The sequence below is a fragment of the Nocardia sp. NPDC046473 genome, from assembly GCF_040645995.1.
In the GTDB taxonomy this organism is placed as follows: Bacteria; Actinomycetota; Actinomycetes; order Mycobacteriales; family Mycobacteriaceae; genus Nocardia.
In genome coordinates, this window is the sequence record NZ_JBEYZJ010000013.1 from 77,881 (window position 1) to 102,011 (window position 24,131).

Consider the following 24,131-nt stretch of genomic DNA (forward strand, 5'->3'; position numbering starts at 1 on the left):
CGGCCGAGCAGTTCGAACCAGCCTGAGACAAACGGTGTTCGGGCCGGTTTTGTCTTGTTTGAATCCGTGTATGTACCGACCACGCACGTTTTTGTTCGGCCGCCATGGCCGCACCACCGCCGCATTGCTCGCCGTGGCAACCGTTGCGACCCTCGGACTCACCGGCTGCGCGAACAAGGACAAGCCGGTCGGTCCCGTCGCCGCGGACACGCCACTGCCCGTTGAAGTTCCCGCTGGAACCAAGCTCGTTGTCGCCGATCAGTCCGAGCGGCTGCAGCAGGTGCTCCGGCAGTCCGGCGAGCTGGACACGCTGCCGTTCAAGGTCGAGTTCGCCAATTTCACCGGCGGCCCGGCCATTCTCGAGGCGTTCCGCGCGGAAGCCGCCGACGTCGCGGTGGTGGGCGACGTGCCGCCGATCCATGCGCTGATCGCCGGGCAGGACGTGCCGATCGTGGCCGCCTACCAAACCAGCACCTCAGCACTGAAACTGGCGGTGGCGCCGGGGAAATCGGTTGCCACGCTTGCCGATCTGAAGGGCAAGAAGATCGCCTACGCGGAAGGCACCGCGCAGCAGGCGGCGGTGCTGCGCGCCTTGGACAAAGCCGGGCTGAAACCCGGTGACGTGCAACTGATCCGATTGCAGCTCGCCGAGTTCCTCGACGCCGTTCGCACCGGTCAGGTCGATGTCGCGCCGCTGATCGAGCCGAATGTCACGCGGTTGCTGCGGACTCCGGGCGCTTCGCTGATTCCGGATGCACAGACCGACGGAATCTACGGCGGTCTCGGCTACCTGTACGCCCGCCGGGCGGTGGTTCAGGACCCGGCCAAGGCTGCCGCGACTCGAGCCCTCGCCGCTGCTTTCGTACGCTCCTTCCAGTGGTCCAATACCCACCAGGAGGAGTGGGCGCGCAAGTACTACGTGGAGAATCAGAAGGTCGGCCCCGAGGATGCCAAGCGCATCGTGGATTCGCTGGGTACCTTCGTCTTCCCGCACCTGGATCAACAGCTCGTAGACCGGCAGCAGGCCACCATCGACGTCCTCGCCAAGGCCGGTGAGCTACCGAAGAAGGTGCAGGCGGCCAACGGCTTCGACCTGCGTTACGACGCCGCGATCACCGAGGCGGTCACCGCGAGCGGCGCCGCGTTCGAACCGAAGGCCCGTTGATGGCCACGGTCGATGCCGGGGTATGGCACCGGCTCGGACGCACTGCCGCACCGGCGCGGGAGCTGGCCAAGCGCAAGCCCGCCCGGCCGCGACTCGGACCGGGACGACCGATTCCGTTCGGCGCCGCCATCGGGCCGACGCTGTTGATCCTCGCCTGGGTGCTCGGATCCGCCTCCGGCACACTGGATTCGGAGACGCTGCCCGCGCCGTGGACGGTCGCCGCGACCGCCGGTGACCTGATCGCCGACGGCAGGCTGCAATCCAATCTGCTCACCTCGGTGCAGCGGGCTGGTATCGGGCTGGCCATCGGTGTCCTCATCGGGCTGGTGCTCGCGCTCGTAGCGGGCCTGAGCCGGATCGGTGAAGCGCTGGTGGACGGGCCGATTCAGATCAAGCGCGCGATTCCGACGCTCGCGTTGATCCCGCTGTTCATCGTGTGGTTCGGCATCGGCGAGCAGATGAAGCTGGTCGTCATCACGACGAGCGTGGCGATCCCGATCTACCTGAACACCCACGCCTACCTGCGCAGCGTCGACTCCAGATACGTGGAACTCGCACAGACGGTTGGTCTTTCGCGCTGGGGTTTCATCCGCCGGATCGCGCTGCCCGGCTCGCTGCCCGGCTTCTTCACCGGACTGCGGCTCGCGGTCACCATCGCCTGGCTGGCCCTGGTCGTGGTGGAACAGGTCAACGCCACCAGCGGCATCGGCTACCTGATGACCCAGGCCCGCACCTACGGGCAGATCGACGTGATCGTGGTCGGGCTCGTGATCTACGGCCTGCTAGGACTTTTCGGCGATCTCGCCGTGCGCGCGGTGGAAAGGAAGGCGCTGTCGTGGCGACAGACATTGGGGGACTGAGCGTCGTCCGCACGCGCGAACTGCGGCGCGGGTTCGGCGACCGGGTCGTGTTGCGCGACATCGATCTCGATATCGCGCGCGGGGAATTCGTTGCCCTGCTCGGGCGTAGCGGTTCGGGCAAGAGCACGCTGCTGCGCGCACTCGCGGAACTGGACTACGACGTGCCCGGCTCAGGCGAACTGACGGTGCCCACCGAACGTGCCGTGGTGTTCCAGGATTCGCGGCTGCTGCCCTGGATCCGCGTGCTCGACAACGTGACCCTCGGTTCGAGCGGGCACGGCGCCGCCGAGCGGGGCCGCGCCGCCCTCGCCGAGGTCGGCTTGGCCGGTCGCGAAAGGGCCTGGCCCAGGCAGCTTTCCGGCGGCGAGCAGCAGCGTGTCGCACTGGCTCGTTCGCTGGTACGGGAGCCGGAGCTGCTGCTGGCCGACGAACCGTTCGGCGCGCTGGACGCGCTCACCCGGATCAAGATGCACGCGCTCTTGCAGGACCTGTGCGCCAAGCACCGGCCTGCCGTCCTGCTGGTCACCCACGACGTCGACGAGGCGGTGCTGCTCGCCGACCGCGTCCTCGTGCTCGACGCGGGCCGCATCGCCGTCGACCAGCGCATCGACCTGGAACGTCCACGCACACACAGCGATCCGGCCTTCATTCGGCTCCGGTCGCTACTGCTCGCCAGTCTCGGCGTCGGCACCGACGACCTGCCGAGCCGCCATGAAGAAGAGAAGCAAGCCTCATGAGTACTCCGCGTCAGCTCAGCCTCAACGCGTTCATCTACCCATCCGGTCACCACGAGGCGGCCTGGCGGCATCCCGACAGCCGGCCCGGTCGGATCTATGACGTCGACTACTACCAGGAGATCGGCCGCACCGCCGAGGCGGCGAAGCTCGATGCGGTGTTCTTCGCCGACGGGCCCGCGCTGCGCACCAACGTCAAACACAACGCGGGCTCCGGTCTGGAGCCGATCACCCTGCTCACCGCCATCGCCACGGCGACAACGCATCTCGGGCTGATCGCGACAGCCTCGACCACCTACTACGAGCCCTACAACTTGGCGCGGCTGTTCTCCACGCTGGACCACATCTCCCGCGGCAGGGCCGGCTGGAACATCGTCACGACCGGAACCGACCTGGCCGCCGCCAACTTCGGCCTCGACAAGCACCCCGACCACGCCGAACGTTACGCGCGGGCACGGGAATTCGTGGACTCCGTGGTCGCGCTGTGGGACAGCTGGGAGGACGACGCCATCCTGCTGGACCAGGCAGGCGGGGTGTACGCCGATCCGGACAAGATCCACCCGATCGACTTCGTCGGCGAACACTTAAGGGTGCGTGGGCCTTTCAATGCACCGCGCACGCCCCAGGGCTACCCGGTGCTCGTGCAGGCGGGCGCGTCCAACGAAGGTCGTTCGTTCGCCGGTAAATACGCGGAGGCGATCTTCACCGCGCACCAGCGACTCGAGGACGCACAGAAGTTCTACGCCGACATCAAAGCGCAGGCACAGGGTTTCGGCCGCAACCCCGACCACGTCAAGATCCTGCCCGGCATCAGCCCGTTCATCGGCGACACCGAGGCGGCGGCCAAGCGGCTGGAACGCGAGTTCAACGAGCTCACCGTGCCGGAATACGGTCTGACACAACTGGAGAACATCGTCGGCAAGAGCCTGCGGCACCTTCCGCTCGACGAGGCGGTTCCGGTGGATCTGTTCGATGACGCGGGTGACGTCACCGACAACGCCCGCAGCCGACTACAGGTCGTCGCGGGCATCGTGCAGCGTGAGCGGCCGACCGTGCGTGGGTTGTTGCACAAGCTGGCCGGTGCGCGCGGGCACCGGGTGTTCGTGGGCACGCCCGAGCAGGTCGCCGACACGATCGAGGAATGGTTCCGCAACGGTGCGGCAGACGGTTTCAACGTGATGCCGCCGTACTACCCGGGCGGACTGGAGGTATTCGCCGAGACCGTCGTCCCGATCCTGCAGGAGCGCGGCCTGTTCCGCACCGAATACACCGGCACGACGCTGCGCGACCACTTCGGCCTGCCGCGTCCGGCTGGCCGGTCCGCCCGCCAACCGGCCCTGGCCCCGTGACCGAGGCGGACTGTCAGTGCGCGGGGCGCCGCTCAGCGGATGCGCGTGCCCAGTAGGTGGCGGACGCCTGCGATGAACAGTTGCAGGCCGAAGTCGAAACGGGCGGTGGGGTCGGGGGTTTCGTCGAGCGGGGTTTCGTCGTCGGGGAGGGCGCCCGCGGAATCCATTTGCATTCTGGACTGTTCGTCGACGGTCTGGCCGAGGACGTAGTACAGCAGCGTGAACGAGGTGAGTTCGGCTTCGGGGCGGGGCATGCCCGCGCGAATGGCCGCGCTGGCCATCCGTTCCCGGCCCTTGCTGGTGGTGAGCCTGGATGCGTAAGTGGCCGAGACCAATTCGGCGCCGTCACGATAGGCGAGCAGGCAGTCGCGCAGCCGATGCGCCAATTCGCTGACCTGGCCGGACCATTCGGTGGCGACGATCGGATCGTCCATCGGCAGCAGGATCTTGTCCGCGACCGCGCCGAGCAGGGCCTGTTTGTTGGGGAAGTGCCAGTACAGCGCGCCCGGCTGCACCTGGAGCGAGCCGGCCAGCCTGCGCATGGTCAGGTCGGCGAGGCCGTACTGGTCGAGGATCGCGACGGCACCGTCGACCACGTCCGCTCTGTGCAGTTGCACCCGAATTCCTTCCCTGTCCGATGGCGGCACTCGCGGCCCCCGTCGTGGTTACGCAGGTTACCGTCGGCGGCCCGGTCCGCCCCCGTCACGGTGGCGTACCCGGCCCGCAGTGTTTTGACTCACTGTCCCGGCTACCCTAGCCTGAACACCGTTCAAGTTGCCCGGCCACCTCGGCCGACCGAAGGGATTCGTGCAGTGACCCAGGCTTCCGTTGACACCTCCATCTTGTCTATCGCCCGCGAGCAAGTGCTCGAGCGCGGCGAAGGACTGACCCAGGAGCAGACCCTCGAGGTGCTCCGCCTCGGCGACGACCACCTGGAAGAACTGCTGGCCCTGGCGCACGACGTGCGGATGAAGTGGTGCGGCCCCGAGGTCGAGGTCGAGGGCATCATCAGCCTCAAGACCGGCGGCTGCCCCGAGGACTGCCACTTCTGCTCGCAGTCCGGCCTGTTCCAGTCGCCGGTGCGCGCGGCCTGGCTCGACATCCCCAGCCTCGTCGAGGCCGCCAAGCAGACCGCGAAGACCGGTGCCACCGAGTTCTGCATCGTCGCCGCGGTGCGTGGCCCGGACGAGCGGCTGATGGCGCAGGTCGCGGCCGGCGTCGAGGCCATTCGCAACGAGGTCGACATCCAGGTCGCGTGCTCGCTCGGCATGCTCACCCAGGACCAGGTCGACCAGCTCGCCGCCATGGGCGTGCACCGCTACAACCACAACCTGGAGACCTCGCGCTCGCACTTCCCGAACGTGGTCACCACGCACACCTGGGAAGAGCGCTGGGACACGCTGCGGATGGTCCGCGCGGCCGGCATGGAGGTCTGCTGCGGCGGCATCCTCGGCATGGGCGAAACCCTGGAGCAGCGTGCGGAATTCGCGGCCGACCTGGCCGAGCTCGAGCCCGACGAGGTGCCGCTGAACTTCCTCAATCCGCGCCCGGGCACTCCCTTCGGCGACCTCGAGGTGCTGCCCGCCGCCGACGCGCTGCGTGCCGTCGCCGCGTTCCGGCTCGCGTTGCCGCGCACCATCCTTCGCTTCGCCGGCGGTCGCGAGATCACCCTCGGCGATCTCGGCGCCAAGCAGGGCATCCTCGGCGGCATCAACGCCGTCATCGTCGGCAACTACCTGACCACCCTCGGTCGGCCCGCCGAGGCGGATCTCGATCTGCTCGGCGAATTGAAGATGCCGATCAAGGCGCTCAACGAAACCCTTTAGGGAGACCCATGAGTAATGTCATGGGCATGGACGAGCGCTACAACCCGTTCACCGGCAAACGGATCGTGCCCGGCCTCGATGACGCCGTGCCCGCGGCCGCCGCGCTCGGCTTGGAGCCGCCGCGCTTCTGCGAGCACTGCGGTCGCCGGATGATCGTGCAGGTGAGCCCCGACGGCTGGTGGGCCAAGTGTTCCAGGCACGGCGTGATCGACGCGGCCAGTCTGGAACTGCGCTAGTGCAGGCGTCGCGGAATGGCATGCGGCGCGAGGTGCGTGCCGCGGTGGTGATCGCGGTGGCCGTCATCGTGGTGAGTGCGCTGGCCGGTGCCGGGTGGGGTCTGCTCGCGCCGACCGAGCAGCTGTTCGTGGTCGAGCCGGGCCGAGGTGCGGTGTTGACCGGGGAGAGTGGGCACCAGTTCGACGCGGTGGCGATGTTCGTGTGTTTCGCCGCGGTGGTCGGGGTGCTGACCGCGATCGCGGCGTGGCGGTGGCGCGGCGTGCGCGGGCCGCTGTTGCAGCTCGGGTTGCTCGTCGGCTCGCTGATCGGCGCGCTGGTGATGGCGCGACTCGGCGAGCAGGTCGCCGAGTGGTACCACCCGCGGCCGCACGATCCGCCGGTCGGGCAGATCGTCGAGCTGCCGACGGAGGTCGGCGCCTGGGTCGCGCTGGTCGTGCAGCCGCTGCTGGCGTCGCTGCTCGTACTGTTCTTCGCCGCATTGAATTCGTCGGAGGATCTAGGTACCGGCACTGCCGTCGAGACCGGATCGCATGATCCGGCAGGCACGTTCGGACCGTACGGTGCGGCGTACCCAGCGGGCAGTGGCCCGCTCCCTTACGGTAGTTACGAACCGGCCAGGGAGGCCAGTTCCGGTTCGCTCCCGGAGACTCGTCCCCACCGCTGACGCGTTGTCCGAACCGTTGCCCGCGGGACGGTACCGGCGTACCAAAAGAGCCTAGAATTGTGGGACACGCTGTGCGTTCAGAGAGGAACGAGTCGTGGCGTTCGTCGGTAGCGGGCTGGTGGTCGAGGAGCTCGACGCCAAGTTCTGGCGAGTGGTCGAACCGCTCGTCTATCAAGGTGATTCCCAAGAATTCGTGATCCCCGCCGGGTTCCGGACCGACTTCGCCTCGGTGCCACGCGCTTTGGTGTGGCTCGTGCCCCGCTACGGCGCCTACACTCGCGCCGCTATCCTGCACGATTTCCTGCGCAGCTCGAATGCGGTGGAGGTGGCGGACGCGGACGGCCTCTTCCGGCGCTGCCTGCGCGAACTGAATGTGCCCTACGCGCGGCGCTGGATGATGTGGGCGGGAGTGCGATTGGGCAGCGGCTTGCGTGGCGCGAGCTTCGGCGATGTCGCGATGTGGCTACTGATCGCCGTGCCATCCGTGGTGTTCCTGGCGATTCCGGTGATAGTCGTGCAGGTGTTCCTGGCGCTGTTCTGGTTGGTGGAGTTGGCGTTCTGGTGTGGCGACCGACTCTTCACCCGCACCGTGGAACCGCCACCCGCGCCACAGATGAAGACCGCCTGAGTCGGTCTCGGGGTAGCGCTTCCGGCATGTCGCTTGGTTGTGCGGCTGCTCGTAGTGGGCCCTGGCTGATCAGCCGCTGCACGGAATAATTGGCTGGAGAGGGTGTTGGGGGTGGAGGTAGCGTTGCCGGGTTGGTCGGCCTGTGGAAGGGGGTCCGGTAGTGAACGAGAATACGAAGGCGGCGGATCTGCCGGTCGAGCAGGAGCGGGCTGATCTGGTGGCTTGGCGGCGGCGGGATGCGTTGCGGCGCAGTAGTGCCGCGCAGCCGGTGGCGAACAAGCGGCGGTATCGGCGGGGGAGTAAGCATCGGAAGGCGATCGCCGAATAGTGCGCTTCGCCTGAGATTGTCAGGTCGGTGGGCGCAGGGCGGCGAATTCGTCGGTGACGCGGATGCCGGAGTCGGTGTAGCGGTAGACGGCGGCGGGACGGCCGCCCGCGCGGCCGGGGGCTCGGGTCTTGCCGGTGGGGGTGATTACCTTGCGGCGGGACAGGACTCGTTGCAGGTTTGTTGTGTCCACGTCGTAACCGAGTGCGGCACAGTAGATTTCGCGCAGCGTGGACATAGTGAAGTCGGCGGGGGCGAGTGCGAACGCGATATTCGTGTAGGAGAGTTTGGCGGCCAGGCGGGTACGGGCGTGGTCGACGACGGTGCCGTGGTCGAAGGACATGAGGGGCAGCGCGGAGAGCGGATGCCAGGCGGTGTCGTCGGGTAGCTGCGGGTCTGCTGTGAGCGGCACCAGGCCGAGATAGGCCGAGGCGATGCGGCGCGGGGCGGGCACGCGGTCGGGCGCGCTGAAAACCGACAGCTGTTCGAGATGGGCCAGTTCACGCACATCGACCTTCTCCGCGAGCTGGCGACGGGCCGAGGTGTCGAGGTCCTCGTCGTCGCGCAACCGGCCGCCGGGAAGCGACCAGGTGCCCTTTTGCGGGTCGAGCGCGCGCTCCCAGAGCAGCACCGCCAATTCAGTCCGCTGTCCAGGCGGGCACCGACCGATAACCTCGTTTCCGGCGTCGGCAGGGCTTGGACCTGCGGCGACGTTCGCGGGGAAGCGGCGAACCTGGAACACCGCGGTGAGCGATTCGTGGATAGTGCTACTATGGGCCACGTTTTCGATTATAAGTCGAAAACCTGGTTTGGTGCGAATCGGCGGAGTAGCCACTCGCACGACGAAGGGAGCCATCATGGCGACTATGGGTGCGAAACTGGCGCCTCCGCTGATGGGGCAGGTGTTCGACGGGCCGTCGGGGTTCAGTGGTGTCGAAGCAACCCCCGAGTGGGCGCAGGAGATCAAGCGACTGGCCCGCGAACGAAACGCGACGATCCTCGCGCATAACTATCAGTTGCCGGAGATCCAGGACGTGGCCGATCACGTCGGCGACTCGCTGGCATTGTCCCGCATCGCCGCGGAGGCGCCGGAGGACACGATCGTGTTCTGTGGCGTGCACTTCATGGCCGAGACCGCGAAGATCCTCAGCCCCGCCAAGACCGTCCTGATTCCCGATCAGCGGGCAGGCTGCTCGCTCGCGGATTCCATCACCGCGGACGACTTGCGTTCCTGGAAGGCCGAATTCCCGAACGCGGTGGTGGTGTCGTACGTGAACACCACCGCGGAAGTGAAGGCGCTCACCGACATCTGCTGCACCTCGTCCAACGCGGTCGACGTGGTCGCCTCGATCGACCCGGACCGCGAGGTGCTCTTCCTGCCGGATCAGTTCCTCGGCGCGCATGTCAAGCGGGTCACCGGCCGGGAGAACATGCACATCTGGGCCGGCGAATGCCACGTGCACGCGGGCATCAACGGCGACGAGCTGACCGAGCAGGCGCGCACCCACCCGGACGCGGACCTGTTCGTGCATCCCGAATGCGGTTGCGCCACTTCGGCGTTGTACCTGGCGGGCGAGGGCGCGTTCCCGGCCGAGCGGGTGCACATCCTGTCCACCGGCGGCATGATCGACGCGGCCAAGCAGGTGCAGCAGCAGCGTGGGCTGTCGACCCAGGTACTGGTCGCCACCGAGATCGGCATGCTGCACCAGCTGCGAAAGGCCGCCCCCGGCATCGACTTCCAAGCCGTGAACGACCGGGCGTCGTGCAAGTACATGAAGATGATCACCCCGGCGGCGCTGCTGCGCTGCCTGGTCGAGGGCCGCGACGAGGTCCATGTCGATCTGGAAACCGCTGCGCGCGGACGTAATTCGGTGCAGCGAATGATCGAGATCGGCACGCCGGGCGGTGGTGAATGACGCCGACCGCTGCCCTGCGGGCGGTGGTCGGACGGCGGTTCCAGCAGGTTCGGCAGCACGCGGTCGTCTCGGCGAAAGCCGGGACGGTCGGCCGAACCCGCATTCTCGGCGCGGGTAATCCGCGAAAAGCACAGAGAGGCACGGGCTGATGACTCCAGTGTCGATCGATTGGGAGACCGAGGCCGATCTGGTGGTGATCGGTGGCGGCGTCGCGGGACTCACCGCGGCGCGCACCGCGTCGCTGCGTGGTCTGCGGGTGCTCACGCTCAGCAAGGGTGGCGCCACCGATACGTCCACCCAGTACGCGCAGGGTGGGATCGCTGTTGTTGCGCCGCACGGTGATTCGGTGGAGTCGCACGTGCAGGACACGGTCGAGGCCGGTGCCGGGCTGTGTGACGTCGACGCCGTGCGATCCATCGTTGAAGGCGGACAGGCCGCGGTCGCGGCGCTGACCGACCTGGGCGCCGTGTTCGATCTGGGTCGGGACGGGCAGATTTCGCGGACCCGCGAGGGCGGACACAGCACCCGGCGCATCATCCACGCGGGCGGTGATGCCACCGGTGCGGAGGTGCAACGCGCGCTGAATACCGCTGGGCTGCCGGTGCTGTTCGGTGCGGCGGCCTGCGAGGTCCGCACCGGTCCCAGTGGCGTGCAGGGCATTCTGGCGTTGTCCGACAAGGGATTCGGTGTCGTCCACGCACCGGCGGTGCTGCTGGCGACAGGTGGTCTCGGTCAGCTCTACGCGCTCAGCACCAACCCGCCGGGCGCGACGGCTGACGGTGTCGCACTCGCGCTCTGGGCCGGTGCCGCGGTGGCGGATCTCGAGTTCTTGCAGTTCCATCCGACCGTGCTGTACACGCCGGGTGGGGTCGGACGTCGGCCGCTGATCAGCGAGGCCGTACGCGGCGAGGGCGGCATTCTGGTGGACTCCGAAGGTGATTCGGTGACCGCCGGGATTCATCCGCGCGGTGACCTGGCTCCCCGCGACGTGGTGTCGCGTGCCATCGCGGCTCGTATGCGTGCCCTCGGCACGGATCACGTCTACCTCGATGCGCGCGCCATTGATGGCTTCCCACAACGGTTCCCGACGATCACCGCCTCCTGTCGGGCCGCGGGCATCGACCCGCAGACCGACCTGATCCCGGTTGCTCCCGCGGCGCACTATCAATGCGGCGGGGTGGTGACCGACCCGCATGGGCGCACTGCGGTCGCTGGTCTCTACGCCGCGGGCGAGGTGGCGCGCACCGGCCTGCACGGCGCGAATCGCTTGGCGTCCAACAGCTTGCTCGAAGGTCTCGTCGTCGGCGAACGCGTCGGTGCGGCGGCTGCCGAGCGTCTCGGCGAGCGCGCCCGAGTGACCGACGTACCTACCCGGATCGTCGAACGCGCGGATCGTGATGTGCTGCAGCAACTGATGACCGACCACGCCTCGGTCGTGCGCGACCGTGCCGGGCTGGACGAAGCCGTCAAGCGCATGAAAGACGCCGTGACGCAACGCGAAACAGGATCCTCCGGGCCGAGTTTCGACGGTCTCGCCGAGACTGCGGGACGGCCGGGACCGCAGGCGACTCCCGGTACCGAGATCGCGCGGCACATAGCGGGAATCGAGGATGCGGCTCTCACCCTGACGGCGCGCACGTTGCTGCTCGCCGCCTCCGCCCGCACCGAAAGTCGTGGCTGCCACACCCGTTCCGACCATCCCGCCCCGGACGACCGGCTCCGGCACAGCCTGCCGGTCGTCCTGGACGTAGACGGTCGCCCCCGGCTCGACCGATAAACCCCCGACCGATGCGATCGAGTGGCAAACAGCGAGAAGATCCCGCCATGGTGTGCCACTCGACCTCGTTACGTACGACGAATAGATAGAGGAGTGGTTGATGGCTCTGGATAGTGGGTTGGTTCGGGATGAGGTGGTTGCCCTCATTCGGACCGCGCTCGATGAGGACCTGCGCTACGGCCCGGACATCACGACCGCGGCGACGGTGCCCGCCGACGCGGTGGTGAAGGCGTCGGTGGTGCCGCGGCAGGCGGGGACGGTTGCCGGTCTCGACGTCGGATTGCTGGTGCTCGACGAGGTGATCGGCGCGGGGAACTACGAGGTCACCGGACGCGTCGCCGACGGAACCCGAGTCACCCCAGGACAATCCGTGCTCACCCTGATCGCGCCCACCCGCGGCCTGCTCACCGCCGAACGCACCATGCTCAACCTGGTCTGTCACCTCTCCGGCATCGCCACCGCGACCGCCGCCTGGGTCGATGAGGTCGCGGGCACGAACTGCAAGATCCGGGACAGCCGCAAGACCCTGCCCGGCCTGCGCGCGCTGCAGAAGTACGCGGTCCGGGTCGGCGGCGGCGTGAACCACCGGATGGGTCTCGGTGACGCCGCGCTGATCAAGGACAACCACGTCGTCGCGGCGGGCTCGGTGGTCGAGGCGCTGCGCGCGGTCCGCGCGCTGGCCCCCGACATCGCCTGCGAGGTGGAGGTCGACAGCCTCGAACAACTCGATGCCGTCCTCGCCGAGAACGTGGAACTCGTGCTGCTCGACAACTTCCCGCTGTGGCAGACCCAGGCCGCCGTGCAACGCCGCAACGCGGTAGCGCCTGAGACGAAGCTCGAATCCTCCGGTGGACTCAGCCTCGAGGTGGCCGCCGAGTATGCGGGGACCGGCGTCGACTACTTCGCCGTCGGCGCGCTCACCCACTCGGTGCGGGTGCTCGACCTGGGCTTGGACATGTAGCGGAACGACCTCGGGGGCCGATCAAAAGACGTGTTGTCTCGTCTTGGTCGCTTTCCCGTTGATACACAGCGCAATCCGGTCGGCGGGTGTCACCATGCCGGGATGAACGGTGGGTGTCGTCTGCTTGCCTCGGTGCTGTCGATCGTGACAATGCTTGCGCTGTCGTGGCTCGCTGCGCCGTCGGCGGCTGCCGAGCCCGACTGCGCGGGGGACGTAGCGATGCGGCCGATCGCGGTCGCCGTTGATAAGGAACAGTCGAACGGGTGGGCCTACGAGCCGTTTCAGTGCGCGCCCGGAGATCTCGCGCCGCAGCGGTTGATCATCGCGGTGCACGGTTTCAACGAGAAGTCCGGTGACTATCCGGACGTCATGTCCGCGATCGCGCGGCGAACCGGCGCGACGTTGCTGACGCTCGATCAGCGCGGCGGGGACAGCGTGTGGAAAACGGGGGAGTGGAATCCGTGGGCCGGTTGGCATGACGTGGTGGCCACCGCGCAGTGGTACAAGAACGAGCATCCGTCGGTCGGCAAGACGGTCTTGTGGGGGTGGAGCCAGGGTGGCATGACGAGTGGGCTGGCATTGGCTTATGGACCTGCTGGGTTGTTCGACTATTGGGTCGATACGGCGGGCCCGTCGAACACCGTCGACTACTGGAATCTGGGCAACACGCTGAGGCTGCCGCAGGTATCGCAGATCGAGCGAGACGCCGGAGACTGTACGCCCGCGGTCTGTCCGCAGGCGTACGCGGACCGCTCCACGGCAGCGCTCGCGGCGAAGATGACCGCGCAACGCGTGTTCCTGGTGCACGGCACCGCGGATCCGATTGTCCCGTACCAGCATTCGCTCGATCTGAAGAACGCACTCGCGGTGGCGGGGGAGCCGTACTCGATGTACACGGTGGTGACCGGGCGCGGTCCGGACGGGGCCGTATTGCCGGGGACGCACTGGATCGGCCCGGTCTGGTTCCAAGGGGCCTGCGTGGTGGAGCGAGTGCTCACGGATCTCGAGCCGTTGGACGGTGCGGTCCGCGAGTACGTCACCGATGTGCTGGCGGGTGTCGACACCGCGCCCGCGTCGCCGCCGGGCGCGACCTGCGCGGCGTGACGTGGCCGACTCCGAGCGGACGGCTGCGGTCTCCGGTTGTTAGCCGAGTAGTTGCCGTGGCTGGGTACGATGCGGTGATGACTGGTGGCCGTCGCGCGCTTGCGTGGTTGTTGTCGATCGTGACCATGCTGGTCGCGTCGTGGCTGGTCGCGCCGTCAGTGTCGGCTGAGCCGGACTGTGCTGGGGACGTGGCCGTGCGGACGGTCGCGGCGACTGTCGACGGTGAACAGGCGACCGGGCGGGTGTACGAGCCGTACCGGTGTAGCCCTGGCGACCTCGCTCCGCGCAGCCTCATCGTCGCGGTGCATGGTTACAGCGAGACGGCTGCGTCCTATCCGGACGTCATGTCCGGGATGGTTCGACGCACCGGAGCTGCCCTGCTGACCTTGGATCAGCGCGCCGAAAACAGTGTGTGGAAACCCGGCGAGTTCAATCCGTGGGCCGGTTGGCACGACACGGTGGCATTCACGCAGCAGTACAAGACCGAGCATCCGTCGATCGGGAAGACCGTGCTGTGGGGGTGGAGCCAAGGCGGACTGACGGCCGGCTTGGCGTTGGCGTATGGGCCTGCCGGGCTGTTCGACTATTGGGTCGACGCGTTCGCTCCGACGAACGTCGTCGACTACTGGAATCTCAGCAGCGCGTTCTTTCCGGCGCAGCGGGCGCAGATCGAGCACGACGCGGGTGGTTGCACACCGCGGGAATGTCCGCAGGCCTACACCGACCGCTCACTGGTCGCCATCGCGCCGAAGCTGGACGCCGAGCGCACCTTCCTGATCCACGGGCTCTTCGATTTCGATGTGCCATACCAGCATTCGGTCGATCTGAAGAACGCGTTGGCGGTGGCGGGCAAGCCGTATTCGATGTACACGGTGGTCACCGAGCGAGGTCCGGACGGGAGCATTCAACCCGGCCTGCACGACGTCGGGCCGACCTGGCAGCAGGGTATCTGCATCGTCGAGCGGGTGGCCGAGGGGCTGGAACCATTGGATGGCGCGGCTCGGGACTACACCATCAACGTGCTGGCCGGTGTCGACACCGCGCCGCCGCCACCGCCGGGTGCGACCTGCACAGGGTGATCACGCGGTCAGTTCGCGTTGTAATGGGGTGCGGAAACGGGGGATAGCGCGCACGCCACCGAACCATTCGGTGGTGCGCGCGGCCTCCGCTTCGATCATCGCGACGGCGTCGGTGCCCACGTCTTCCAGTAAGCGATAGACGATTTCGCCGTCGGTGCGCTGCGCCCAACCGCCGACGATGCGGCCGTTGCACCAAATGGTCGGTCCGACATTGCCGTTGGTGTCGAACAGGGCTGGCGCGTGCGGGCCGAGGTACCAGTCGCGGGACTGCCAGCCCATCGGAGTGGGATCGAGGGCGGGCAGCAGCGCGGTCCAAGGTTCCGGTGCCGCAACGGGTTCCAGGTCATCGGCGAGCAGCAGTCCGGTGCTGCCGTCCAGGTCGACCTCGACCACGTCGAGATCGGTGAGCGCTTTGCGGACTTCGCCGAGGCCCCAGCCGGTCCACCACTTGAGGTCGGTGATCGGTGCGGGACCGAAGGCGTACAGCCATTGCCGGAGCAGTTCGGCGCGAGCCTGTTCGGCGGGCATCGCCGGAACGCCCTGGGGCAGCCAGGATTCGATGGGCTCCCAGGTGTATTGGCTGCTGGTCCAGCTGCCTTTCGGGCGGCCGCGGACGATCCGGCCTTCGCAGCCGAGGGTCAACAGCACCCAGGTGGTGATGTTGGTCGGCTTCGAATATGCCTTACCCGGAGCGGTATTCACCTGGGTACGCAGCCGCGGTACATCCTTGCTCAGCTGTATGCCGGTGGCCGCGCCCCTGGTGAGCAGCGCGTCGTGTGTTTCGGCTTCGACCTCGCTGAGCCAGCTCTGCACGTCGCCGTCGACCGCTCCGGACTGCTCGATGTACTTACCGTAGGTGCGACGTTGCTTGTGCGCCAACGCATCCGCGCACGACGCCTGCAACACCGGGACCAGCTCGGTGGGCGCGACGTACATGGTCCGCCGCATCGCCAGCATGCGCAGCAGCGTCCGCTCGTCGTAGAGCGTCTGCTCCACGTCTGCCGGGGTGACGGTGTGGCTGCGGGCGCCGACGGACAGGTATACGGTCGCCGGATCGGTCGCGTGCAGCACCACCAGCGACCGGGCGATCTCGGTGATCTGATCGGTGCGGGTCGCCGCCGCGAGCCGGTGCCGCACCGCGAGCCGAGCCTGCCGCTCGGCCACATCAATCGAACGCATAAGCGAATCTTAGCGGGCTCGGCCGCCGAACGATTCGGCCGTCAGTGCTCGGGTTGCCAGTCGCGGACCAGGTTGAGCAGGCCGGGGAAGCGAGCGTCGAGGTCATCGATGCGTACCTTGCTTCGGCGCTCCAGTCCGTAGCGCTGCTGCCTGGTCACGCCTGCTTCGCGCAGCACCCGGAAGTGGTGGGTGAGGGTCGATTTCGGCCGGTCGATGTCGAACCAGCCGCAGGAGCGGTCGGTGTGCGGGGATTCGATCAGCAGCTTCTGAATCATGGTCAGCCGCAGTGGGTCGCTGAGTGCGGCGAGCACGTGATCGAGGCGTAGGTCGGCGCGATCCGGCTCGGGGAGTCGGGTGTCGGGGACATCGGTGACCGATGGCATCGCGGGTCTCCTCGGGCGGTAGGTGCCTTGTACGTGTTTTATCGTACTAGATGCTAAGTTCGACTCCGTTCGTATCTGTACGAGAAAAGTCGAACTAATGGAGGTCGGGATGACGACGGTGACTGAGCACCGGGAAGCGGTGGCACGGGCGACGAACGGCATCGTGTGGCTGGCGGCCTGGCCGGTCATGGCGGTGTTCGTGCTGTCGAACGCGGCGACGCCGCTGTATGTGGTGTGGCAGCGTGAGCTCGGCTTCTCGTCCGGCACGTTGACGGTGATCTTCGCCAGCTACATAGTCGGACTGCTCGGTGCGCTGTTGGTCGTCGGTGTGGTGTCGGATCGGGTCGGCCGCAAGCCGGTGCTGTTGCCCGCGATGGCGCTGGCGATGGTGGCCTGTGTGCTCTTCGCCACCGCGAGTTCGGTTGCGGTGCTTGCCGTTGCGCGGCTGCTCACCGGCATCGCGGTGGGCGCGGCGGTGTCCGCGGGCATGGCGGCGGTGACCGATGTGGGCGGGCCGGAGCGCAAACGGGTTGCCGCACTGGCCGCTTCGTCGGCGATGGTGCTTGGCGCCGGGTTCGGGCCGCTGCTGTCCGGTGTGCTGTCGGAGACCGTGCCCGGCCCGACGGTGACCATCTTTGTTCTCGAAATCGGGCTGCTCGCTACGGCTTTCGTGGTGGTCGCCCGGCTGAACCTGCCGAAGGGCGTCGGCGGGCGCGGCCCGTGGATTCGGATTCCCGCCGTGGCACCGGGCGGACGCACGGCCGTGCTGCTCGGTATCGCGGTGTTCGCGCCGGGCATCACCTCGACCTCGTTCGTGCTGTCACTGGGCCCGTCGCTGCTCGCGCATCTTCTCGGCGCCACCAACCGCGTGCTCGCAGGCGGCCTGGCCTTCGTGATGTTCCTGGGCGCCACCGGCATTCAGTTCGCCGTTCGTCGCCTGCCGGTACGCACGATCCTGCTCGGCGGCGCAGCCGCGACGACGGCAAGCATGCTGACCTTGGTGCTGTCACTGCAACTGTCATCGCTCACCTTGTTCGCGACGGCTGCCATCCTCGCCGGAATCGGCCAGGGCCTAGGCCAATTCGGCGGCCTCACCGCGATCAGCGCCAGCGTCCCCGCCGATCGCCTCGCCGAGGCCAACGCCGCCCAGAACATCGGCGGCTACCTACCCGCCGCCATCCTCCCGCTCAGCGCCGGATTCCTCAGCGACACAATCGGTCTAACCGCCGGCACAACAACCTTCGCAATCGCAGTAAGCGCAGCAGCGATCACGGGCGGCACCATCGTCGCGTTCCCTCCACAACGCGACATCACGCGCCTGACGTGCACCTAAAGTCGGGTACGGCACACGACGCGCCCAGCACTACTCACAGGAAAACGTGGATAGGTCTTCAGCTCATTGAGCTGGTCACCTTGGGAAATCCTTAGGTGCACTTGCCCGGATAGGTATACCTATCCAAGGGAATGACCAAGTGCTGAGCACGTCAGGTGGGTCCCCGGCTTTCTCTTCCGCAGCCTGTGATGGGCAACGCTCGTGTTCCAGCGTGAGGACTGGCTGTGGTCCGGTTGAAAGAGGCTGGGGAAATCGAGGCGAGTCAAATGGTCGTTGATGTCATCGAGGCGAGTCAAATGGTTGTAGTTGAAGATCTTTAAGCGACCATATGACTCGATTCGATGGGGTGGCAGGGTTCGCTGGTGCGGGAGGAAGGTTCGAGCCCGGGTTGTCTGGCGCGGTGGTGGTGGTTCGGCGCGTGCGTCGGTTCTGGTGTGGTGGCGTGCCATTATTCGAGGATGAGGCGCGGATATGTACTGGTGGCGGTGGGTGCGCTGGTGGCTGCGGTGGTGAGTGCTGTCGCACCTTCGGTTTCGGCTGAGCCGGGGTGTGTGGCGGAGGTGGTGGTGCGGCCGGTGACGTTGACCGTCGACGGTGAGGACGCTACGGGGCGGGTGTATGAGCCGAGTCGGTGTGGCGGGGGTGAATTCGCGCCGACGGATCTGGTTGTCGCGGTGCACGGGCATGATGGGTCGGCCGCGGACTATGAGGGGTATCTGACGTCGATCTCTCGGCGTACCGGAACTCCGGTGCTTTCGATGGATCTGCGGTCGGCGAGCAGTGTGTGGCGTACCGGCGAGTGGAATTTGTGGGCGGGCTGGCGTGACATCGTTGCCGCAACCCAGTGGTACAAGGACGAGCACCGTTCCATCGGGCGCACGGTGCTGTGGGGTTGGAGTCAGGGCGGCATCATGAGTGGGCTCGCGGCGGCGCACGGGCCGCGTGGGCTGTTCGACTACTGGGTCGACAATTACGGTCCCGCAGACGATTTCACGATGTGGTTGGCTTCGGCGTCGGTCGATCCCAAGCTGCCCGCGCAGATCGAGCGGGACGCGGGTGGCTGCACACCGCTCGTCTGTCCGCAGGCCTACATCGAGCGCTCGCCCGCACTGCTGGCCGGTCGAATGGACGTGCGCCGCGCGTTTCTGATCCACGGCACCGGCGACGACGTCGTGCCCTATCCAGTGACGCTCGAGATGCGCGCCGGGCTGCTCGCCGCAGGCAAACCCACCTCGATGTACACCATCGTCACCGGCCACGACCTGAACGGAGCCGTGGTCCCTGGCGACCATAGCGTCGGCCCGGCCTTCTTCGAGGGCGGCTGCGTAGTCGAGCGCCTGATCCTCGGCACGGAACCCGCGGAGGGCCCCGATCGCGACTACTTGGTGGACATCGCGCACGGCATCGCCACTGGACCTGCCGCGCCACCGAACGCCAAATGCGCCGCTTGATCGGCTCGAATGGTGCGGTGTTGCGTGGTCGGTTCGAATGGTGCGGTGCTGTGTGGTCGGTTCGAATGGTGCGGTGCTGCGTGGTTGGCTCGAATGGTATTGCGTCGCGTGGTCTGTTCGAGCGGTGGGCACCGGCGGGTCAGATTGAACGACACCGTATCGCGTGATCGATCCGAATGGCATTGACCCGCCTCATCGTTCCGAACGGCCGGGTGCTGTGTGGTCGGTTCGGATGGTATTGCGTCGCGTGGTCTGTTCGAGCGGTGGGCACCGGCGGGTCAGATTGAACGACACCGTATCGCGTGATCGATCCGAATGGCATTGACCCGCCTCATCGTTCCGAACGGCCGGGTGCTGTGTGATCGTTCCGAACGGCACTGCGCCACCTGATCGGTTCGAACGGCATTACGTCGCCTGTTCGATTCGGATGGCACTGCGCCACCTGATCGGTTCGAATGGCATCGCGCCGCCCGATCGTTCCGAACGGCACTGCGTCGCCTGATCGGTTCGAACGGCATCCCGCCGCCCGACCGTTCCGAACGGCATTGCGCCGCCCGATCGTTCCGAACGGCACTCACCGCGTGATAACAGCTGGCCAGTGGTGTCGCGACGGTGAAGGATTATTGCCTTGTTGCGGATCGGTGTTGACATGGCGAAGCCCACACGCCGACGGGAACAGGATCGCGACCAGCTGCGGTTGACGTTGACGACACCGACGACGAAGTGAGGGTGACATGAGTAAGCCGACGGATCCGGCGTACCACTGGGATGGCGCGGAACTGGACCTCGACGGGTATCTGACGCGAATCGGGTTCGACGGCGACCGGGCACCGACGGTGGAGACGCTGCGGAAGTTGGTGCGAGCGCATACCACCTCGATTCCGTTCGAGAATCTGGAGATCCTGCTCGGCCGCCCGATCGTGCTCGATCTGGAGTCGTTGCAGGACAAGTTGGTTCGGCGACGTCGCGGCGGATACTGCTATGAGCAGGTCGGCTTGTTCGCGGCGGCGCTGGAGCGACTCGGCTTCGGCATCACGGCATTGAGTGCGCGAGTCACGATGGGGGCGGACGAGGGGCTGCGCCCCTCGACGCACGCCCTGCTGCGGGTGACGACCAGCGACGACGACCGAGTGTGGTTGTGCGACGTCGGATTCGGCTCCGGTCCGCTCGAGCCGTTCGAATTGTCCACCGAAACAGGCGAATTCACGGCGGGCGACTGGCAGTTCCGGCTGGAGCTGACCCGTGGCGAGCTGGACACCGAGCTGTGGGTGCTGCACCAGTTCGGCAAGGATGGCTGGATCAGCCGCTACACCTTCCCGACGGCCCCGCAGTACCGCATCGACTTCGCGGTCGGCAACCACTTCGTCTCGACCTCGCCGCGCTCACCGTTCACCACCCGCCCCTACGTACAACGGTTCGGCCCCGACATCCACCTGATCGTCGACGGCACCACCTTCACCACCGAGCGCCCCGACGGAACCAGCGAAACCCGCCTGATCGAGGCGACCGAATTGCCGAAGATCCTCGCCGAGGAGTTCGACATCGACCTCAGCGAGACCGACGCCGCCGCGCTGGCCACCGGCTCTTGGCGCACCGCCTGAACCGGCCATGCGAGCGATCGACCCCGGCACCGCCTCGCCCACCCGGCCGGGGTCGGCAGATACAGTCGGCGGGGTGCGTACCCGCCGGAATTACCTCGTCCTGTTCGCCGCACCCACCCTCGTGCTCGCCGCGTGCTCGTCCGGCCCGGACCAGCCCGACACCGTCGCAGGCCAGTTCGCCGACGCGCTGAACCGCGACGACGTCGCCGCCGCGGCCAAGCTCACCGACGACCCGACGAAGGCCGCCGACACCCTCGGCAAGCTCTACGACGGCCTCGGCAAGGAGGTGCGCTTCGACGTCCGCTCGATCGACAAGAACACCTTCACGCTGGCCGCCACCTGGAAGCTCGGCAAGGACGGCAAATCCGAGTGGACCTACACCACCACCGGCACCGCGGCCGACAGCGACGGCTGGAAGGTCAAGTGGAACCCGGACACGGTCGCGCCGGGCCTGGCCGCAGGCCCGCTCAGCTACAGCCCGGTCTACCCGCAGCCCGCCCGCATCCTCGATTCCGCCGGCGGTGAGTTGATGGCCCAGCAGGTGGTCACGCTGGTGAACGTGAGTCCCGGCGCCGACACCGCCGCGCTCGCCGGGCTGCTCGGCCCGATCTCGCCTGGCATCACCGCGCAGTCGCTGCAGGCCGATCTCGCTGGGGCGCAGGGCAAACCGATCACCGCGATCAGCCTGCGCGACGCCGATATCGCGCCGATCCGAGCGCAGTTGTCCGGCATGTCCGGAGTGACGCTCGCGCCGCAGACCCGGTTGCTCACCACCGACAAGTCCCTCGCCTCGCCCACCCTGTCCGGCCTGGCCGAACTGTGGCAGAAGAACGCCGACGACAACGCGGGCTGGGCAGTACGCGCACAGACCGGCGACGGCACGCAGCGCGTCGGCGGCCAGGATCCCAAACCGACCGCGGACATCGCGTCCACGCTGAACATCGACATCCAGCAGGCGGCCGAGGCGGCGCTCGCACCGATCCCGCAGCCCGCGGCGATCGTCGCGTTGCAACCGTCCACCGGCAATGTCGTCGCGGTCGCGCAGAACAACGCCGCGGACGCGCAGGGGCCGATCGCCCTCACCGGCCTGTATCCACCGGGTTCGACCTTCAAGACGGTCACCGTCTCGGCCGCGCTGCAAGCGGGCATCGCCACCCCGGACACGGTGCTGCCGTGCCCCGGCGTCGCGAACATCGAGGGCCGCAAGATCCCCAACGACAACAATTTCGACCTCGGCCAGGTCCCGCTGCACACCGCGTTCGCGCGTTCCTGCAACACCACCATGGGCGAGCTCGGCGTGAAATTGCCCGCTGACGCGCTGACGAACGCAGCCGCACAACTGGGTCTCGGCATCGACTACGTCACACCCGGCCTGACCACCGTCACCGGCAAGGTGCCGTCCGCCGACACCCCCGCCCTGCGGGTCGAATCCGCCATCGGTCAGGGCAAGGTGACCGCGACACCGTTCGGTATGGCACTGGTCGCCGCGTCCATCGCCCACGGTTCGGTGCCCGCGCCGACCATCGTCAAGGGCCAGCCCGGCACACCGGACAAAACGCCGGCTCCGCTGCCCGCGAGCGTCGCCGACCAGGTCAAGGCCATGATGCGGGAGACCGTCACCGCCGGAACCGCGACCCAGTTGCGCGATATCCCCGGCCTGCTCGGCAAGACCGGCACCGCCGAATTCATCGACGACACGCACGCGCACGGCTGGTTCGTCGGCATCGCCGATGACCTGGCATTTGCCGTGTTCATCAACGATGCGAACAGCTCAGGACCCGCGGTCGACGCGGCCGGACGGATGCTGCGGGCGGCGCGCTAGTTCCGCCGCGCCGATCTGGGCGGAGAATATGCCCGTGCTGGCGCGGACCGAAGTCGCGCGGCCAGCTACACTCGTCCCCGGACCGCGTCTGTAAGCAATATGCGGGATGTCACGATTTCGAGAAGGTTCGGAGTAGGCGCCATCGATACCGGTCAGTTGATCGCGGAGCATTACCGCCTGGTCGAGCGGATTGGTAGCGGCGGCACAGGTGTAGTTTGGCGTGCCATCGACGAGCGTCTGCAACGCTCGGTGGCCGTCAAGCAGATCCACATCAAGCCGAGCCTCCCCGAGGCCGAGCGTGATGTGGTGCGCCAGCGCGCCATTCGGGAGGCGCGTAATGCCGCCCGATTCCAGCATCCGAACGCCATCGTCGTTTTCGACATCACCGAGCATCAGGGTGATCCCTGCCTGGTGATGGAGTACCTGAAGTCCAACAGCCTGGCCGGCGTGCTGTCCGCGCAAGGCCCGCTGCCGTTGACGCAGGTCGCGCGGATCGGTGAGCAGGTCGCCTCCGCGTTGATCGCCGCGCACGACGCGGGCATCGTGCACCGGGATGTGAAGCCGGGCAACATCTTGCTCGACGACCACGGCACCGTGAAGATCACCGACTTCGGTATCTCCCGTGCCGCAGGCGATGTCACGCTCACCGAAACCGGCCTGATCTGCGGCACCGCCGCCTATCTCGCACCGGAGATGGCGCGCGGCGCCGACCCGACCCCCGCTTCGGACGTATTCGCCTTGGGGGCAACGCTTTTCCATGCGCTGGAGGGCGAGCCGCCGTACGGCGCGAACGCCAACCCGCTCGCGGTGCTCTACGCCGCCGCCAACGGTCAGGTCAGCGAGCCGCGAAACGCCGGTCCCGCAACGGATTTCCTGCTCGACCTGCTCAGTCCGGAACCGCAGGACCGGCCGACCATGCGCGCGGCCCTCGACCACCTCGCCGCGTTCGCCGACTCCGGCCCCGCCCCGGTGGCCGCCGGATTCGTGCCCGCCAGTGAGGCTTTCGTGCGGCGCCGCAACGGGGCGCCCGAATCCGCCACGCGCGCACTGCGTCCGTCGGCGGTGTCCGCACCGGTGCACCAGCCGACCGAACGTCAGCCGCGTCCGCAGAAGCAGGCACCGCGCCCGCAGCACGCGCCGCGACGGCCCGCGCAGTCGAACACGGCCACCCACCCGCGCACCCAGGCCCAGCCGCGCCCGGTGCCGCGTAAGTCCGGCGGCAAGAGCAAGGCCATCATGATCGGCGCCGCGATCGGCGCGGTCGTGGCGGTGGCCGCGATCCTCATCGGCGCGCTGAGTCAGAAGGACTCGAATTCGCCGACGGTACAGGCGGGTCCGCCGTCGACGAGCTCATCGACCGGTGGCACGACTTCGGCCGCACCGTCCGGAACACCCGGTAAGACCACCAGCGATGGCAAGGTGACCGAGGGGCCGGGGACAGCGCTGGTGAAGAAGTTCTACGACGACGCGTCCGGATCGTGGTCCATTCTGACGCCGGCGGCGCAGAAGCTGTACGGCACCGAGACGGCGTTCCGTTCGTACTGGGATGCGCACACGGTCGAAAACTTCGCCGGTCTCCGGCGGGCCGCCGACAACAACCCGGACGGATCGCTCGACATCAAGCTGGACAGCCTGATCGTCGACGGCCAGGACAAGCCGCTCACCCTGCGGGTCGTCAGCTCCGGTGGAAAGCTGCTCATCGACAGCGACACCCGCTTCCCCAACCTTTCCTGAACG

The 24,131-nt window shown here is 67.4% G+C and carries 23 protein-coding genes; 19 read left to right on the top strand and 4 right to left on the bottom strand.

What is annotated here, in order from left to right; translation table 11 throughout:
- Positions 1-70: 70 nt before the first annotated feature.
- The 4 genes from ABZ942_RS39090 to ABZ942_RS39105 are packed head-to-tail and all read left to right on the top strand — an operon-like array spanning position 71 to position 4,108.
- Positions 71-1,165, top strand: a complete 1,095-nt coding sequence (locus ABZ942_RS39090; protein ID WP_357391294.1) for an ABC transporter substrate-binding protein — start codon at positions 71-73, stop codon at positions 1,163-1,165.
- On the top strand, positions 1,165-2,025 hold the full coding sequence (locus ABZ942_RS39095) for an ABC transporter permease (RefSeq protein ID WP_357391295.1): 861 nt from the start codon (positions 1,165-1,167) through the stop codon (positions 2,023-2,025). The genes ABZ942_RS39090 and ABZ942_RS39095 overlap by 1 nt, the downstream gene beginning before the upstream one ends.
- Positions 2,001-2,762, top strand: a complete 762-nt coding sequence (locus ABZ942_RS39100; RefSeq protein WP_357391296.1) for an ABC transporter ATP-binding protein — start codon at positions 2,001-2,003, stop codon at positions 2,760-2,762. The genes ABZ942_RS39095 and ABZ942_RS39100 overlap by 25 nt, the downstream gene beginning before the upstream one ends.
- Positions 2,759-4,108, top strand: coding sequence for an LLM class flavin-dependent oxidoreductase (locus ABZ942_RS39105; protein WP_357391297.1), 1,350 nt, complete (start codon positions 2,759-2,761; stop codon positions 4,106-4,108). Before ABZ942_RS39100 ends, ABZ942_RS39105 begins: the two co-directional genes overlap by 4 nt.
- A gap of 32 nt (positions 4,109-4,140) precedes the next feature.
- Here ABZ942_RS39105 and ABZ942_RS39110 read toward each other — a convergent pair whose 3' ends face one another.
- Positions 4,141-4,725, bottom strand: coding sequence for a TetR/AcrR family transcriptional regulator C-terminal domain-containing protein (locus tag ABZ942_RS39110; protein WP_357391298.1), 585 nt, complete (start codon positions 4,723-4,725; stop codon positions 4,141-4,143).
- A 195-nt stretch (positions 4,726-4,920) separates the two neighbouring features.
- Between ABZ942_RS39110 and bioB the strand changes: the two genes are divergently transcribed.
- The 5 genes from bioB to ABZ942_RS39135 all read left to right on the top strand — a co-directional run bounded on the left by bioB (position 4,921) and on the right by ABZ942_RS39135 (position 7,791).
- Positions 4,921-5,934 (top strand): biotin synthase BioB, encoded by a 1,014-nt coding sequence (gene bioB, locus ABZ942_RS39115; protein ID WP_357391299.1) that lies wholly within the window; start codon positions 4,921-4,923, stop codon positions 5,932-5,934.
- 8 nt (positions 5,935-5,942) lie between these two features.
- Positions 5,943-6,170, top strand: a complete 228-nt coding sequence (locus ABZ942_RS39120; RefSeq protein WP_357391300.1) for a hypothetical protein — start codon at positions 5,943-5,945, stop codon at positions 6,168-6,170.
- Between the two features lie 20 nt (positions 6,171-6,190).
- Positions 6,191-6,835 (top strand): DUF2567 domain-containing protein, encoded by a 645-nt coding sequence (locus ABZ942_RS39125; protein WP_357391301.1) that lies wholly within the window; start codon positions 6,191-6,193, stop codon positions 6,833-6,835.
- A 94-nt stretch (positions 6,836-6,929) separates the two neighbouring features.
- Positions 6,930-7,463 (top strand): DUF1353 domain-containing protein, encoded by a 534-nt coding sequence (locus ABZ942_RS39130; RefSeq protein WP_357391302.1) that lies wholly within the window; start codon positions 6,930-6,932, stop codon positions 7,461-7,463.
- A 160-nt stretch (positions 7,464-7,623) separates the two neighbouring features.
- Positions 7,624-7,791, top strand: a complete 168-nt coding sequence (locus ABZ942_RS39135; protein WP_357391303.1) for a hypothetical protein — start codon at positions 7,624-7,626, stop codon at positions 7,789-7,791.
- Between the two features lie 19 nt (positions 7,792-7,810).
- Here ABZ942_RS39135 and ABZ942_RS39140 read toward each other — a convergent pair whose 3' ends face one another.
- Entirely contained in the window at positions 7,811-8,569 is a 759-nt protein-coding gene (locus ABZ942_RS39140) for an NUDIX domain-containing protein (protein WP_357391304.1), read from the bottom strand.
- Positions 8,570-8,645: 76 nt separating this feature from the next.
- Here ABZ942_RS39140 and nadA point away from each other — a divergent pair, with 76 nt between their 5' ends.
- From nadA to ABZ942_RS39165, 5 genes are all read left to right on the top strand, one after another.
- The gene (nadA, locus tag ABZ942_RS39145; RefSeq protein WP_357391305.1) at positions 8,646-9,704 is read left to right on the top strand and encodes a quinolinate synthase NadA; all 1,059 of its coding nucleotides are present in this window, start codon (positions 8,646-8,648) and stop codon (positions 9,702-9,704) included.
- Positions 9,705-9,852: 148 nt separating this feature from the next.
- Positions 9,853-11,481, top strand: a complete 1,629-nt coding sequence (locus ABZ942_RS39150; protein WP_357391306.1) for an L-aspartate oxidase — start codon at positions 9,853-9,855, stop codon at positions 11,479-11,481.
- A 100-nt stretch (positions 11,482-11,581) separates the two neighbouring features.
- Complete coding sequence (gene nadC / locus ABZ942_RS39155) at positions 11,582-12,442, top strand: carboxylating nicotinate-nucleotide diphosphorylase (RefSeq protein WP_357391307.1); 861 nt, start codon at positions 11,582-11,584, stop codon at positions 12,440-12,442.
- Positions 12,443-12,544: 102 nt separating this feature from the next.
- A complete protein-coding gene (locus ABZ942_RS39160; RefSeq protein ID WP_357391308.1) occupies positions 12,545-13,546 on the top strand; it encodes a prolyl oligopeptidase family serine peptidase in 1,002 nt (333 codons plus the stop codon).
- Between the two features lie 77 nt (positions 13,547-13,623).
- A complete protein-coding gene (locus ABZ942_RS39165; RefSeq protein WP_357391309.1) occupies positions 13,624-14,625 on the top strand; it encodes a prolyl oligopeptidase family serine peptidase in 1,002 nt (333 codons plus the stop codon).
- Here the strand turns inward: ABZ942_RS39165 and ABZ942_RS39170 are convergent, their stop codons facing one another.
- Both ABZ942_RS39170 and ABZ942_RS39175 read right to left on the bottom strand, forming a co-directional pair.
- Positions 14,626-15,804 carry a winged helix DNA-binding domain-containing protein gene (locus ABZ942_RS39170; RefSeq protein ID WP_357391310.1) on the bottom strand — a complete coding sequence of 393 codons (1,179 nt, stop codon included), beginning with the start codon at positions 15,802-15,804 and terminating at the stop codon, positions 14,626-14,628.
- A 41-nt stretch (positions 15,805-15,845) separates the two neighbouring features.
- Complete coding sequence (locus ABZ942_RS39175) at positions 15,846-16,187, bottom strand: helix-turn-helix domain-containing protein (protein WP_357391311.1); 342 nt, start codon at positions 16,185-16,187, stop codon at positions 15,846-15,848.
- A gap of 109 nt (positions 16,188-16,296) precedes the next feature.
- On the opposite strand from ABZ942_RS39175, the gene ABZ942_RS39180 reads away from it, so the two are divergent.
- From ABZ942_RS39180 to ABZ942_RS39200, 5 genes are all read left to right on the top strand, one after another.
- Positions 16,297-17,520, top strand: coding sequence for an MFS transporter (locus ABZ942_RS39180; protein WP_357391312.1), 1,224 nt, complete (start codon positions 16,297-16,299; stop codon positions 17,518-17,520).
- 458 nt (positions 17,521-17,978) lie between these two features.
- Positions 17,979-18,971 (top strand): prolyl oligopeptidase family serine peptidase, encoded by a 993-nt coding sequence (locus tag ABZ942_RS39185; RefSeq protein WP_357391313.1) that lies wholly within the window; start codon positions 17,979-17,981, stop codon positions 18,969-18,971.
- A gap of 734 nt (positions 18,972-19,705) precedes the next feature.
- A complete protein-coding gene (locus tag ABZ942_RS39190) occupies positions 19,706-20,572 on the top strand; it encodes an arylamine N-acetyltransferase (protein WP_357391314.1) in 867 nt (288 codons plus the stop codon).
- Positions 20,573-20,645: 73 nt separating this feature from the next.
- Positions 20,646-22,394, top strand: coding sequence for a penicillin-binding transpeptidase domain-containing protein (locus ABZ942_RS39195; RefSeq protein ID WP_357391315.1), 1,749 nt, complete (start codon positions 20,646-20,648; stop codon positions 22,392-22,394).
- A gap of 99 nt (positions 22,395-22,493) precedes the next feature.
- Positions 22,494-24,128 carry a protein kinase gene (locus tag ABZ942_RS39200; RefSeq protein WP_357391316.1) on the top strand — a complete coding sequence of 545 codons (1,635 nt, stop codon included), beginning with the start codon at positions 22,494-22,496 and terminating at the stop codon, positions 24,126-24,128.
- Positions 24,129-24,131 lie beyond the last annotated feature (3 nt).